Annotated in this window: 13 protein-coding genes; 7 read left to right on the plus strand and 6 right to left on the minus strand. The window is 67.1% G+C overall.

What is annotated here, in order from left to right; translation table 11 throughout:
- Nucleotides 1-25 precede the first annotated feature (25 nt).
- The 3 genes from ACYVH8_RS04980 to ACYVH8_RS04990 all read left to right on the plus strand — a co-directional run bounded on the left by ACYVH8_RS04980 (nucleotide 26) and on the right by ACYVH8_RS04990 (nucleotide 2,575).
- Nucleotides 26-1,168: a BMP family ABC transporter substrate-binding protein gene (locus ACYVH8_RS04980; protein ID WP_460487778.1), complete on the plus strand. Its 1,143-nt coding sequence runs from the start codon at nucleotides 26-28 to the stop codon at nucleotides 1,166-1,168.
- A gap of 62 nt (nucleotides 1,169-1,230) precedes the next feature.
- Nucleotides 1,231-2,274 (plus strand): adenosine deaminase, encoded by a 1,044-nt coding sequence (locus ACYVH8_RS04985; protein ID WP_460487779.1) that lies wholly within the window; start codon nucleotides 1,231-1,233, stop codon nucleotides 2,272-2,274.
- A 28-nt stretch (nucleotides 2,275-2,302) separates the two neighbouring features.
- Entirely contained in the window at nucleotides 2,303-2,575 is a 273-nt protein-coding gene (locus ACYVH8_RS04990; RefSeq protein ID WP_460487780.1) for a DUF2798 domain-containing protein, read from the plus strand.
- A 15-nt stretch (nucleotides 2,576-2,590) separates the two neighbouring features.
- Here the strand turns inward: ACYVH8_RS04990 and ACYVH8_RS04995 are convergent, their stop codons facing one another.
- The 6 genes from ACYVH8_RS04995 to ACYVH8_RS05020 all read right to left on the minus strand — a co-directional run bounded on the left by ACYVH8_RS04995 (nucleotide 2,591) and on the right by ACYVH8_RS05020 (nucleotide 9,195).
- Nucleotides 2,591-2,944 (minus strand): metal-sensing transcriptional repressor, encoded by a 354-nt coding sequence (locus ACYVH8_RS04995; protein ID WP_460487781.1) that lies wholly within the window; start codon nucleotides 2,942-2,944, stop codon nucleotides 2,591-2,593.
- The gene (locus tag ACYVH8_RS05000) at nucleotides 2,923-3,402 is read right to left on the minus strand and encodes an OsmC family protein (protein ID WP_460487782.1); all 480 of its coding nucleotides are present in this window, start codon (nucleotides 3,400-3,402) and stop codon (nucleotides 2,923-2,925) included. Before ACYVH8_RS05000 ends, ACYVH8_RS04995 begins: the two co-directional genes overlap by 22 nt.
- A 20-nt stretch (nucleotides 3,403-3,422) precedes the next feature.
- A complete protein-coding gene (locus ACYVH8_RS05005) occupies nucleotides 3,423-3,647 on the minus strand; it encodes a YgaP family membrane protein (RefSeq protein ID WP_460487783.1) in 225 nt (74 codons plus the stop codon).
- A 16-nt stretch (nucleotides 3,648-3,663) separates the two neighbouring features.
- Nucleotides 3,664-7,059, minus strand: a complete 3,396-nt coding sequence (locus ACYVH8_RS05010; protein WP_460487784.1) for an efflux RND transporter permease subunit — start codon at nucleotides 7,057-7,059, stop codon at nucleotides 3,664-3,666.
- 8 nt (nucleotides 7,060-7,067) lie between these two features.
- Nucleotides 7,068-8,138 (minus strand): efflux RND transporter periplasmic adaptor subunit, encoded by a 1,071-nt coding sequence (locus tag ACYVH8_RS05015; protein WP_460487785.1) that lies wholly within the window; start codon nucleotides 8,136-8,138, stop codon nucleotides 7,068-7,070.
- Nucleotides 8,139-8,259: 121 nt separating this feature from the next.
- The gene (locus ACYVH8_RS05020) at nucleotides 8,260-9,195 is read right to left on the minus strand and encodes a LysR family transcriptional regulator (RefSeq protein WP_460487786.1); all 936 of its coding nucleotides are present in this window, start codon (nucleotides 9,193-9,195) and stop codon (nucleotides 8,260-8,262) included.
- 111 nt (nucleotides 9,196-9,306) lie between these two features.
- On the opposite strand from ACYVH8_RS05020, the gene ACYVH8_RS05025 reads away from it, so the two are divergent.
- From ACYVH8_RS05025 to ACYVH8_RS05040, 4 genes are read left to right on the plus strand one after another with little or no spacing between them, the layout of a single operon-like run.
- Nucleotides 9,307-10,266, plus strand: a complete 960-nt coding sequence (locus tag ACYVH8_RS05025) for a Bug family tripartite tricarboxylate transporter substrate binding protein (RefSeq protein ID WP_460487787.1) — start codon at nucleotides 9,307-9,309, stop codon at nucleotides 10,264-10,266.
- Between the two features lie 7 nt (nucleotides 10,267-10,273).
- The gene (locus tag ACYVH8_RS05030; RefSeq protein ID WP_460487788.1) at nucleotides 10,274-11,290 is read left to right on the plus strand and encodes a 4-hydroxythreonine-4-phosphate dehydrogenase PdxA; all 1,017 of its coding nucleotides are present in this window, start codon (nucleotides 10,274-10,276) and stop codon (nucleotides 11,288-11,290) included.
- 13 nt (nucleotides 11,291-11,303) lie between these two features.
- Nucleotides 11,304-12,542 carry an L-rhamnonate dehydratase gene (locus ACYVH8_RS05035; protein ID WP_460487789.1) on the plus strand — a complete coding sequence of 413 codons (1,239 nt, stop codon included), beginning with the start codon at nucleotides 11,304-11,306 and terminating at the stop codon, nucleotides 12,540-12,542.
- 5 nt (nucleotides 12,543-12,547) lie between these two features.
- Nucleotides 12,548-13,465 (plus strand): dihydrodipicolinate synthase family protein, encoded by a 918-nt coding sequence (locus ACYVH8_RS05040; RefSeq protein WP_460487790.1) that lies wholly within the window; start codon nucleotides 12,548-12,550, stop codon nucleotides 13,463-13,465.

The raw sequence follows: 13,465 nt of genomic DNA on the forward strand, positions 1-13,465 counted from the left end.
CTTTTTCCAACCAGTGAGGACCTTCATGACCGACCTGACCCAACGCCGCCTGTTCCAGGCAGCTGCCCTGATCACCCTGGCCGCGGCCGCCCTCGTGGGCTGCGGCAAGAAGGAAGAGCCCGCTGCCGCGCCGGCCGCAGCCCCTGCCGCAACCAAGCCCGCGCCGCTGAAGATCGCCTTTGCCTACGTGGGCCCCGTCGGTGACGGCGGCTGGACCTTTGCCCACGACAACGGGCGCAAGGCCATCGAGAAGGAATTCGGCGACAAGGTCGCTACCAGCTTCGTCGAGAAGGTGCCGGAAAGCGCCGACGCCGAGCGCGTGATCCGCGACATGGCCGGCCAGGGCAACACCCTGATCTTCGGCACCACCTTCGGTTACATGGAGCCCATGCTCAAGGTCGCCGCGGACACCAAGGGCGTGAAGTTCGAGCACGCCACCGGCTACAAGACGGCCGAGAACATGCGCACCTACGACAGCCGCACCTACGAAGGCGCCTACATGGCCGGCGTGATCGCGGGCAAGATGACCAAGACCAACACCCTGGGTGTGGTCGGCTCGATCCCGATCCCCGAGGTGATCCGCAACATCAACAGCTTCACGCTGGGCGCGCAGTCCGTGAACCCCAAGGTCAAGACCCGCGTGGTCTGGGTGGGTGACTGGTTCAACCCGCCGAAGGAAACCGAAGCCGCCACCGCCCTGATCAACGGCGGCGCCGACGTGCTGATGCAGAACACCGACTCCTCGGCCGTGCTGCAGACCGCCGAGAAGATGGGCAAGCGCGCCTTCGGCTGGGACAGCGACATGACCGCCTACGGCCCCAAGGCCCACCTCGGTTCGGCCGTCATCAACTGGGCTCCGTACTACATCAAGGCCACGCGCGACGCACTCGAGGGCAAGTGGGCCACGGGCCAGAGCTGGTGGGGCGTGAAGGAAGGCGCCATCGACATGGTGTCCATCGCCGCCGACGTGCCGGATGAAAGCAAGAAGAAAATCGACGAGATCAAGGCCGGCCTGAAGGACGGCAGCTTCTCGATCTGGAAGGGCCCCATCGTCGGCCAGGACGGCAAACCCGTGCTGAAGAAGGACGAAGTCGCCGACGACAAGTTCCTCGGCGGCATCAACTTCTACGTCAAGGGCGTGGAAGGCAAGATCCCCGGGGGCAAATAAAGCCGAGACCGGATGAAAGGGGCTGCTTCGGCAGCCCCTTGTTGTTTCATCAGGAGCTTTCCATGCCGTCCATCCCCGACATTGATACCCAGCGGCTGCCTGAACTGCTGCGGGCCATGCCCAAGGCGGAGCTGCACATCCACATCGAAGGCTCGCTGGAGCCCGAGCTGATCTTTGCCCTGGCCCGGCGCAACGGCGTCCAGCTACCCTATGCCAATGTGGCCGCACTGCGTGCGGCCTACGCCTTCACCGATCTGCAAAGTTTTCTGGACCTGTATTACGCCGGGGCCAGCGTGCTGCTGCACGAACAGGACTTCTACGACATGGCCTGGGCCTATTTCGAGCGGGCGCGGGCCGACCACGTGGTGCGGGCCGAACTCTTCTTCGACCCCCAGACCCACACCGCCCGCGGTGTGCCCATGGCCACCGTGATCGAAGGGCTGCGCCGGGCCTGCGCCGATGCGCACAAGAAGCTCGGCATCAGCGCCGACCTCATCCTCTGCTTCCTGCGCCATCTGTCCGAGGAGGATGCTTTCGCCACGCTGGAGGCCGCCCTGCCCTGGCGCCAGCATTTCATCGGCGTCGGCCTGGACTCCAGCGAGGTGGGCCACCCCCCCGAGAAATTCGCCCGCGTGTTCGCGCGTTGCCGCGCGCTGGGCCTGCACCTGGTGGCTCATGCGGGTGAAGAAGGGCCGCCGGCCTACGTGTGGTCGGCGCTGGACGTGCTACGTGTCGAGCGCATCGACCACGGCGTGCAATCCATCCACGACGCGGCCCTGATGCAGCGCCTGGTCGACAGCCGCATGCCGTTGACCGTCTGCCCCCTGTCCAACCTCAAGCTCTGCGTGTTCAAGGACCTGGCGCAGCACAACCTGGGCCGCATGCTCGATGCCGGTGTCTGCGTGACGATCAACTCCGACGACCCGGCCTATTTCGGTGGTTATGTGAACGACAACTACCTGCAGACCTTCGCAGCCCTGCCGCTGAACGCGCAACACGCCTACACACTGGCGGCCAACAGCCTCACGGCCAGCTTCGCCCCCGAGGCGGACCAGCGCCGCTGGCTGCAGGCACTGGACCAGACCTTTGAGCAATGGGCCCGCTGAGCCGTCAGCGCTGGCCCGTGGAACCCCTATGAACCCCCCTGACCTTCCCAGGAAGAATTTCCTGGGCCTTCCGAAACTGCCGGCGCGCGCCGCCGTCTGGGTCATGCCGCTGCTGCTCTCGGTGCTGATGACCTTCATCGTCTCCCTGATCAGCACGCTGCGCAGCGTGGGCCTCACGCCCGAGCTGCCCCGCCTCTGGCTGGGCTCCTGGGCGCTCTCCTGGCTCGTGGCTTTTCCCACGCTGCTTTTTGTGCTGCCGCTGGTGCGCAAGGCCACGGCGGCCATCGTGGATGTCGCCTGAGGCCAAGGAGCCTCCTCAACCCAGCCGGGCCAGCATGGTCTCCATGTCCTTCATCATGGCCGAGAGGTCGGCCTTCTGCTCCTCGCCGGGCGTGAGGCGCGCTTCGAGTTCCTGCGCCATGAAGCAGACCGTCATGCGCAGGTAGGTGCTGTCCAGCGCCTTGCGCACGGCCGAGAATTGCTGGCCGATCTTGAGGCAGCTCTCGCCGTCCTCGATCATGCGCTGGATGCCGCGCAGCTGGCCTTCGGCGCGGCGCAGGCGATTGAGCACCTCGGTGCGTGCGTCGCTGTCGGTCAGCACGGTCGGGTCGCAGCTGACGGCGGTGCTGGCGGGCGCCGGTGCTTTCTTCAAGGATGCGCTCTTGGCCATGCCTCTCTCCCTTGTTTGAGCTGCTGCCCGTTGGCGTCGCGCACGCTGACATGCAGGGGGATGCCCTGCGCCACGCTGGCGCCCACGGTGCAGAAAGCCTCGAACTGTTCGAGCACGCGGTCCAGATGCTGCAGGCTGGCGGCAGGCACGCCCAGCGTGAGCGCCACGTCCAGCCCCAGCACGCGCAGGCGGTTGTCGGCATTGCGGCCGATCTCCGCCGTGACTTCGCAGCTGATGGGCTCGGGCGTCTGCTTGAACTTGGCGCAAGCAAACAGCAGCGAGTCCGACAGGCAGTTGCCCACGGCAGCCGCCAGCAGCTGCACGGGCGTGGGCCCCCGGCCCCGGCCCAGCGGCGGGTTCTCGTCACCGATCAGCTTGGGCAGATCGGCGCCGAAGTCGATGGCGAACTGGAAGTCCTGCTGCTGGCGCAGCACGACACGGGGTGGGGATTCGCTCATGCCGGGCTCCTCGTGATGGCTTACTTGGTGCCGCAGGAGCCGCCTTCGGGCACGCCCAGTTTCCTGAGCAGGAAACCGGGCGGGCAGAAGCCGGTGATGCCCGACTGGAACAGGTTGAAACCGACGAAGGCGGTGAAGGCCAGAAACCAGGGGCTCACGAAGATGGGGCTGGCTTCGATGCCCAGGGCCAGCGACAGCATGACGAAGAAACCGGCCATGATGCGGATGTAGCGTTCAACAGTCATTTTTAACTCCTAAGGTTCAGGTTGCGGAAACGGAAAGCAGGGGCGTGCCGTCGGCGTTCTCATGCTGGCGGCGGTACAGGGCGTAATAGAGCACCGGAATCACCACCAGCGTGAGCAGGGTGGAGACCAGGATGCCGAAGATCAGCGAGATGGCCAGGCCGTTGAAGATGGGGTCATCCAGGATGAAAAAGGCGCCGATCATGGCGGCCAGGCCGGTGAGCGCGATGGGCTGGGCGCGCACGGCGGCCGACTGCACCACGGCTTCGCGGAACCGCATGCCCTGCGCCACCTGCAGCTCGATGAAGTCCACCAGAAGGATGGAGTTGCGCACGATGATGCCGGCCAGCGCGATCATGCCGATCATGGAGGTGGCGGTGAACTGCGCACCCAGCAGGGCATGGCCCGGCATGACACCGATGATGGTCAGCGGAATGGGCGCCATGATGACCAGGGGCGTGGTGTACGAGCGGAACTGCGCCACCACCAGCAGGTAGATCAGGATCAGCCCCACGCCGTAGGCGGTGCCCATGTCGCGGAAGGTTTCGTAGGTGATCTGCCACTCGCCGTCCCACTTGAGCGCGTACTGGCGGAAGGTATCGGTGGGCTGCTTGATCCAGTACTCGCCCAGCTCGCCCGTGCCCTGCAGCGCGGCGGCATTCAGCTTGGGGCGGATGGCGAACAGGCCGTACAGAGGCGAGTCGAGCTTGCCTGCCATGTCACCGAAGACATAACTCACCTTGGCCAGGTCCTTGGTGTAAAGCGGCTTGTCGATCACGCCACGCTCCACGCGCACCAGCTCGGACAAGGGCACCAATTGACCGTTGGCCGCGCGCATAGGCAGGGCCAGCAGGGCGTCCAGCCCCAGCTGCTGCTCGCGCGGCAGCTGCAGGCGCACGGGCACCGGGTACTTGGACTGCGCGTCGTGCAGCCAGGCGGCGTCGGTGCCCGAGAGCGCGGCCGAGACAGTCTGCGCCACGGCGGCCACGGGGATGCCCAGGGACTCGGCGCGCTGGCGGCGCACGCGCAGCCAGGCGCGCGGCGCGTCTTCCTTGAGCGACGTGTCCACGCCCACGATGTCGGCGGTCTGGCCGAAGGCCTGCGCGACACGGCCAGCTAGCTGCTGGCGACCGGCCTCGTCGGGGCCGTAGATCTCGGCCACCAGCGGACTCATGACGGGCGGACCGGGCGGCACTTCGACCACCTTGACGCGCGCGCCGTGCCGTACGCCGATCTTTTCCAGCGCGGGACGCAGGCGCTGCGCGATGGCGTGGCTCTTTTCGCTGCGATGGTGTTTGTCCACCAGGTTGACCTGCAGGTCGCCCTGCTCGGCCTCGGCGCGCAGGTAGTACTGGCGCACCAGGCCGTTGAAGGTGATGGGCGAGGCCGTGCCGGCATAGGCCTGCAGGTCCTGCACCTCGGGCTGCTGCACGAGGAAGGCGCCCAGCTCGTGCAGGGTGGCGGCCGTGTCTTCCAGCGGCGCGCCGGCCGGCATGTCGACCAGCACCTGGAATTCGCTCTTGTTGTCGAAGGGCAGCATCTTGAACACCACGCCGACGAAGGAAGACGGCACCAGGGTCAGCGCCACCGAGAGCAGCAGTGCGGCGCCGATGCCGGCCAGTAGCAGCAGACGCTGGCGCGAGCTGCTCAGGAAGGGTGTGAGCACGCGGGTGAACAGGGTCTGCAGTTTGGCGCCGATGCCGCCGCCATGCTCGCCCCTCACCCCAGCCCTCTCCCCATGGGGGCGAGGGTGCACACCCGCCACGTCCTGCTCCCTCTCCCTCTGGGAGAGGGCCGGGGTGAGGGCCTGCCCGCGGTTCGGCTTCATGAGTTTCAGCGCCAGCCAGGGTGTGACCGTGAAGGCGATGGCCAGGGAGATGGCCATGCCCAGGCTGGAGTTGATCGGGATGGGGCTCATGTAGGGGCCCATCAGGCCGCTGACGAAGGCCATGGGCAGCAGCGCGGCGATCACGGTCAGCGTGGCCAGGATGGTGGGGCCGCCCACCTCGTCCACGGCGCGCGGGATGATCTCGGAGAGCGGTGCGCCCGGCGTGAGCTGCTGGTGGCGGTGGATGTTCTCCACCACCACGATGGCGTCGTCCACCAGGATGCCGATGGAGAAGATCAGCGCGAACAGCGAGACGCGGTTGAGCGTGAAGCCCCAGGCCCAGGAGGCGAAGAGCGTGGCCATCAGCGTCAGGATCACGGCCGCGCCGACGATCACGGCCTCGCGCCGGCCCAGGGCAAAACCCACCAGCAGGATCACCGAGCCGGTGGCGAAAGCCAGTTTCTGGATCAGCTTGTTGGCTTTCTCGGCCGCGGTCTCGCCGTAGTTGCGGGTGACGGTGGCTTCGATGTTGCTCGGGATCACGCTGTTGCGCAGGGCCTGCACGCGCGCATTGGCGGCACGTGCCACGTCCACGGCGTTCTCGCCGGGTTTCTTGGTAACGGTCAGCGTGACGGCCGGGTAGACCTGGCCAACGGGCGCGGCGCCGGCGCCTTCGGCCTGGGCCATGGCGGCGCCCGGCGTGAACCAGACATAACGCTGGGGCTGCTGCGCGCCGGCCTCGACGCGCGCGACTTCGCGCAGGTAGACCGGGGCGCCCTTGCTGACGCCGACCACGATGTCGCCCACGTCCTGCGCCGAGCGCAGGAACTCGCCGGTTTCCACGCTGAGCATCTGCGGCGCGCCGCCCTTCTTCTGGCCCTGCGTGTCCAGCACGCTGCCCGCCGGCATGCCGAAGTTGGCCGCGGCCAGGGTCTGCTTGAGCGTGAGCACGTCGATGCCGCGCGCGCGCAGGCGGGTCGGGTCCAGCCAGACGTGCACGGCGCGGCCCGGGCCGCCCAGGGTCTGCACCTCGCGTGTGCCGCCCACGCGCTTGAGTTCGGTTTCCACCGCATGGGCCACGCGCTCGAGCTCCTGCGCGGGCTGTGCGTCCTTGCTCCACAAGGTCACCGCCAGCACGGGCACGTCGTCGATGCCCTTGGGTTTCACGATGGGGGCCAGCGTGCCCAGGTCGCGCGGCAGCCAGTCCTGGTTGGCATTGAGCACGTCGTACAGGCGCACCAGGGCCTCGGTGCGCGGCACACCGACCTTGAACTGCACCGTCAGCACGGCCAGGCCGGGGCGGGCCACGGAATAGGTGTGCTCGATGCCGGCGATCTGGCTCAGCACCTGCTCGGCCGGCTGCGCCACCATGTTCTGCACATCGCCGCTGCTGGCCCCGGGGAAGGGGATCAGCACATTGGCCATGGTCACGTTGATCTGCGGCTCTTCCTCGCGCGGCGTCACCAGGACGGCGAACAGGCCCAGCAGCAGCGCCACCAGGGCGAGCAGGGGTGTGATGGCATTGGCCTGGAAGGCGGCCGCGATACGGCCCGAGATGCCCAGGCCTTCCGCTTTGTGATCGTTCATGGCAGTCCTCAACGGCTGCTGACCGTGACAGCGGCCTTGGCGCCGGACAGGCCGGCCTTGACCGGATCGAGAGCCACCTGCTCGCCCGCGCTGAGACCGGCCACGATTTCCACGCCCTCGCTGCCATGGTCAGCGCCCAGGCGCACGGCCCGCAGTACGAAACCGGTGTCGGAGGCCACGTAGACGGCGGTCAGCTCACCACGGCGCAGCACGGCGCCTGCCGGCACCACGGTGCGGCTGGCCTGGCCCCCGACAAAGCGCACGCGCACCTGCTGACCCGGCAGCAGCTTCTGCGCCGCCAGGGCCGACAGGTCCAGACGCCAGACCACGGTCTGCGACACGGGGTCGGCCGCCGGCATGGTGCTGCGCTTGACCGGCGCCACCCACTGGCTGTCGCCCTTGGCGTCCGCCAGCTGCACCAGAACCTCCCTGGCCGCGCGCGTGCTGTCGGCCAGCGAAGCCGGCACCTGCACCACGGCGCGCAGAGGCAGCGGCGCGTAGACGGTCACGATGGGTTTGCCCGGCACGGCCAGGTCGCCGGCCTCGGCATGCGTCTGCAGCACCCAGCCGTCGTAAGGCGCGGTCACGCGCGTGTAGCCCTGCGACAGGGCCGAGGCGCGCGCGCTGGCCGAGGCCTGCTCACGACCGGCCTGGGCCGCCTGGTACTGGGTTTCTGCCGCGTCCAGCGCGGCGCGGCTCACGAAGCCCTGGCTCTGCAGGCTGCGGGTGCGCTCGTAGTTGGCCTGGGCGTTGCGCAGTTCGGCCTCGCTTTGCGCCACCTGGGCCGCGCTGCGCTGCAGGCCCACGGCGCTCTCGCGGTCGTCGATGGTGGCCAGCAGCTGGCCGGCCTTGACGCGCTCGCCCATCTTCACGGCCAGGCGGACGATGCGGCCCGAAGCCTGGGCCGAGATCACGCTCTGGCGGACCGGCTCGATCACACCGTCGATCTCGTAACCGGTGGACACGGCCCGCGCGCCGACCTGCACGGTGGGCACGGCCACGCCGGCCCGGGTCAGGACCGGAGCGCCGGCCAGCACGGCCAGGGAAAGGACAAAAGCGAGGGTGTGCAGTGTTTTCATGGGTTTCTCCATATACTGGGTGCAGTATACATATATACCCCATGGGGTACAAGAAGGAGCCATGAAAAACCCCGCCGGCCTTGCGGTTGGCGGGTTTACGGGGGCGGGGGGCGGGCGCCAGCTAGCGTTTCTGGTGCAGCAGCCTGAGAAAGTGTTCGGCCGGCGTGCTCAGTGGGCGGTCCTTGCTGACCAGGCTGCCGTAGGCGGTCAGGCTCTGGCCCAGGCGGTAGGGCAGGATGCGCAGGATGCCGTGCTCGGCGTCGCGTTGCGCCACGGCCTCGGGGATAACGGACACCAGCTGCGAGCGCCGGATCAGGTTGATGGTGGTGAGGATGGAGCCGGTCTCGATCAGGCCCTTGGGCAGCGGGGCCTGGTGGTCGCGGAATTCGCGCTCGATGAGATCGCGCAGAGGACTGCCGGCCGGCTGCAGCACCCAGGGATAGTCCAGCAGGACCTCAAACGTCACGCGGCGCCTGCCCGCCAGGGGGTGCTCGTTGCCGACCACGACGGCCAGGCGTTCGTCGTCGATGGTGGTGAAACGGCATTCGATGCCGGGGTTGCCCACGCGCCGGCCCACCACCACTTCGAGCACGCCTTCGCTCAGCTGCTGCATCAGGCGGTCGCTGGTGTCGACCGCGATCTCGATGGTCAGCAAAGGGAACAACTCCTTGAGCCCGAGCAGCGCCTCGGTGAGGCGCCCCGGCGAAGCCGCCATGATGCTGCCCACCGCGAACTTGCCGGCCCGGCCCTGGCGCACTTCCACCAGCTCGCGGTTCAGCGCCTCCATGCTGCCGCGGATGCTGCGGAAATAACCGGTCACCCGCTCGCCCGCCGCGTTGAGACGCAGGCCACGGCCCACCCGCTCGAACAGGGGCTGACCCAGGGCGTCTTCCAGCTCCTTGAGCATCTTGGTGGCAGCCGGCTGGGTCAGCCCGAGCTGGCCGGCCGCGCCCCGCAGGGTGCGCTCGCTGTCGATGGCGAGCATCAGCGCAATCTGCCGCATGCGCAGGCGATTGAGCAGTTGCGGGGTGCTGTCCTGGCGGTCGATGGAGCCCATGCTGATTACCTCAGGTTATCGATCTATCAATAGCTTTCAGTTTACGGCAAGCAATTGCCTCCCTACCATCGGTTTGTGAGACTTCCTCAAAACCCATCAGGAGACAAAACCATGAAGACTCTGACCACAACGATCGCCCTGGCGATCCTGGCCGCCTGCGGCGCCGTGCAGGCCCAGGAATGGCCGAGCCGTTCGATCCGCATCATGGTTGGCTCCGCGCCCGGTGGCGGCACCGACGCCATGGCCCGCGCCGTGGCCGACCGCCTGGGCCCGCTGCTCAAGCAGCCCGTGGTGGTAGAAAACCGCCCCGGAGCTTCCAACACCTTGGCCGCTGACGTCACTGCCAAGTCCACCGACGGCCACACCCTGGTCATGGGCGTGTCCACCGCGCACGCGATCGCACCGCACCTGATCAAGCTGGGTTATGACAACAACAAGGACCTGGTGCCTGTGGCCTTTGTCGGCTCGGTGCCCAATGTGCTGGTGGCCAACACCGCGCTGCCGGTGGCCAATGTGGCCGAACTCATCAAGCTGGCCAAGAGCCAACCCGGCCAGCTCAACTACGCCACCAGCGGCGCGGGCAGCACGCAGCACATCGCGGCCGAACTGTTCAAGGACGCGACCGGCACCTTCATCACCCACATCCCCTATCGCGGCAGCAGCCCCGCGCTGATCGACCTGATCGCGGGCCAGGTGCAGATCAGTTTCGACACCATGCCCTCGGTGATCGGCCATATCAGGAACGGCAAGATCAAGCCCCTGGCCGTGGCCGCCGCCAAGCGCAACCCGCAGCTGCCCGACGTACCCACCATGGCCGAGGCCGGCGTCAAGGGCGTGGAGATGAGCGCCTGGTACGGCATCTACATGCCGGCCTCCACGCCGAAAGCCGTGATCGAGCGCGTGAACGCCGAAGTGAACAAGGTCATCGCCATGCCCGAGACGCAAACCCGGCTGTCCGCCATCGGCGCCGACCTGACCCCCATGACGCCCGCGCAGTTCAAGGCCTTTCACGACGCCGAGAACCAGCGTTACGGCGACCTGATCCGCAAGAAGAACATCAAGCTGGACTGAACCTGACATGAGCAAGCCCCTTCCCGTCGTCGCGCTGACCCTGGGCGACCCGTCCGGCATCGGCGCCGAACTGATCGCCCGCCTGCTGGCCCAGCCCGGCACCACGACCCGCGCCAACGTGGTGCTGATCGGCGACCCCTGGCTATGGGCCTGGGGCCAGCAGATGGCCGGTGTGCAAGTGGCCACCACGCCGCTGGATTCACTGGAACAGGCACGCGGCCGCGCCGACACGGCCCAGGCCGCCTTTGTGGCCATGGACACGGTGCAACGCAGCGAGGTCACCGTGGGCCAGGTGGGCGCGGCCGGGGGCCGTTCGGTGCTGCAGGTGCTGAACCGCTGCATGGACGCGGCGCGCGCCGGCGCGGTGGACGCCATCTGCTTTGCGCCGCTGAACAAGCAGGCCATGAAGATGGGCGGTTTCCAGCACGAGGACGAGCTGCACCACTTCGCCGAGTACCTGGGCGTGAAGAGCTACTTCTGCGAATTCAACACCCTGGGCGGCCTGTGGACCGCACGCGTGTCCTCGCACATCCCGCTCAAGGACGCCGCGAGTTACCTGAGCGTAGAACGCATCCAGCAAGCCACGCGCCTGATCTACCGCTCTCTGCAGGCCGCGGGCGCAGCCCGGCCCCGCGTGGCGGTGGCGGCCTTCAACCCGCACGGCGGGGACGGCGGCACCTGCGGGCGTGAAGAGATCGAGATCATCGAGCCAGCGGTGCGCGCGCTCAAGACCGAAGGCCTGGACGTGAACGGCCCCTACCCGGCCGACACCATCTTCCTGAAAGCACGCGACGGCGAGCTGGACGCCATCGTCACCATGTACCACGACCAGGGCCAGATCGCGATCAAGCTCATGGGCTTCTCCAAGGGCGTGACGGTGCAGGGCGGCCTGCCCATCCCCATCACCACGCCAGCGCACGGCACGGCCTACGACATCGCCGGCCAGGGCCGCGCCAACGTCAGCGCCACCGAACAAGCGTTTCTCATCGCCTGCCGCATGGGTGCGGCCGGCCTGTCTGCCTGAAAGTAGTCCGTTCATGAAAATCAAATCCGTCCGCGCCCGTGTATTCGAATGGAAGGGCAAGACCGTGCCGCCCCAGGGCAATTTCTGTTCCAACGCCATGGACCTGCTGTACTCCAAGAAAACAAGCCCCCACGCTTCGCTGCCCCCCGAGGGGGCCATCCACGCCTCGGGGCGGCCCAGCGACGTGGAGACCATGAGCACCTTCCGTTTCCATTCCTGGACGGTGGTGGAAGTGGAGACCGACGACGGCATCGTTGGCCTGGGCAATGTGGCCCTGGCGCCCATGATCGCCAAGGCCATCATTGACGAGTACCTGACCCCCTTGGTCATCGGCCAGGACCCCTGGGACTACGAGTACCTGTGGCAGCGCATGTACCGCGCCACCCACGCCTGGGGCCGCAAGGGCGTGACCATGGCCGCCATCTCGGCGGTGGACCTGGCCATCTGGGACATCCTGGGCAAATCGGTCCACAAACCGGTGTTCAAGCTGCTGGGCGGGCGTACCAAGGAAAAGATTCCTTGCTATTACAGCAAGCTCTACCGCACCGACCTCCAGGCCATGCAGGAAGAGGCCCAGCAGTTCAAGGACCAGGGTTTCAAGGGTTTCAAGATGCGCTTCGGTTACGGCCCGGCGCATGGCCAGCAGGGTGTGACGGAAAACCTCAAGTCGGTGGAAGCGGTGCGCGAAGTGATCGGTTATGAAAACGATCTGATGCTCGAGTGCTATATGGGCTGGAACCTGGAGTACGCCAAGCGCATCCTGCCCAAACTGGAGAAGTTCGAACCGCGCTGGCTGGAAGAGCCCGTGATCGCCGACGACATCGACGGTTATGCCGAACTCAACCAGCTCACCAGCATCCCGATCTCGGGCGGTGAACACGAGTTCAGCCTCTACGGCTTCAAGCAGCTGCTCGACAAGAAGGCGGTGAGCGTGGTGCAGTACGACACCAACCGCGTGGGCGGCATCACGGTCGCGCACAAGATCAACGCCCTGTGCGAGGCCTACAGCGTGCCGGTGATCCCGCACGCGGGCCAGATGCACAACTACCACCTGACCATGAGCACCCTGGCCTCGCCCATGGCCGAGTATTTCCCCATCTTTGACGTGGAAGTAGGCAACGAGCTGTTCTGGTACATCTTCGACGGTGAGCCCATCGCCGAAAACGGTTTCCTGGACCTGCGCGACGACGCGCCCGGCCTGGGCCTGACGCTCAAGCCCGACTACCTCGACCAGTTCCACATCACCGAATGAGCGCCATGCAGCGTCGTTACCAGGGCGTGTTTCCGGTGGTGCCCACCACCTTCCACGAAGACGGCACGCTGGACCTGGACAGCCAGAAGCGATGTGTCGACTTCATGATCGCCGCCGGCTCTAACGGCCTGTGCATCCTGGCCAACTTCTCCGAGCAGTTTTCGCTCTCAGACGAGGAGCGTGAGGTCATCACGCGCACGGTGCTGGCGCACGTAGCCGGCCGGGTGCCGGTGATCGTGACCACCACCCACTACGGCACGGCCGTGTGCGCCGCGCGCAGCCGCCGCGCGCAGGACCTGGGCGCGGCCATGGTGATGGTGATGCCGCCCTATCACGGCGCCACCTTCCGCGTGCCCGAGCCGCAGATCCACGAGTTCTATGCCCGGGTCTCGGACGCCATCGACATTCCCATCATGGTGCAGGACGCGCCGGCCAGCGGCACGGTGCTGTCGCCGGTTTTTCTGGCCCGCATGGCTAAAGCAATTGAACAGCTGGCCTACTTCAAGATCGAGACCGCGGGCGCCGCGAGCAAGCTGCGCGAGCTGATCCGCCTGGGCGGTGATGCGATCGAAGGCCCCTGGGACGGCGAAGAGGCCATCACCCTGCTGGCCGACCTGGACGCTGGCGCCACCGGCGCCATGACGGGCGGCGCCTACCCGGATGGCATCCGCACCATCATCGATCCCTATCTGGCCGGCGACCGCGAAGCCGCGGTGACGGCTTATGCCAAGTGGCTGCCGCTGATCAATGCCGAGAACCGCCAGGGCGGCATCCTCACCGCCAAGGCCTTGATGAAAGCAGGTGATGTGATCGCCTACGAAGCGGGCCGTCACCCCTTCCCGCCCATGCACCCGGAAGTGCGCGCCGGCCTGCTGGACGCTGCGAAGCGGCTGGACCCGCTGGTGCTGCGCTGGGCTCGCTGA

The organism is Curvibacter fontanus, assembly GCF_054780335.1.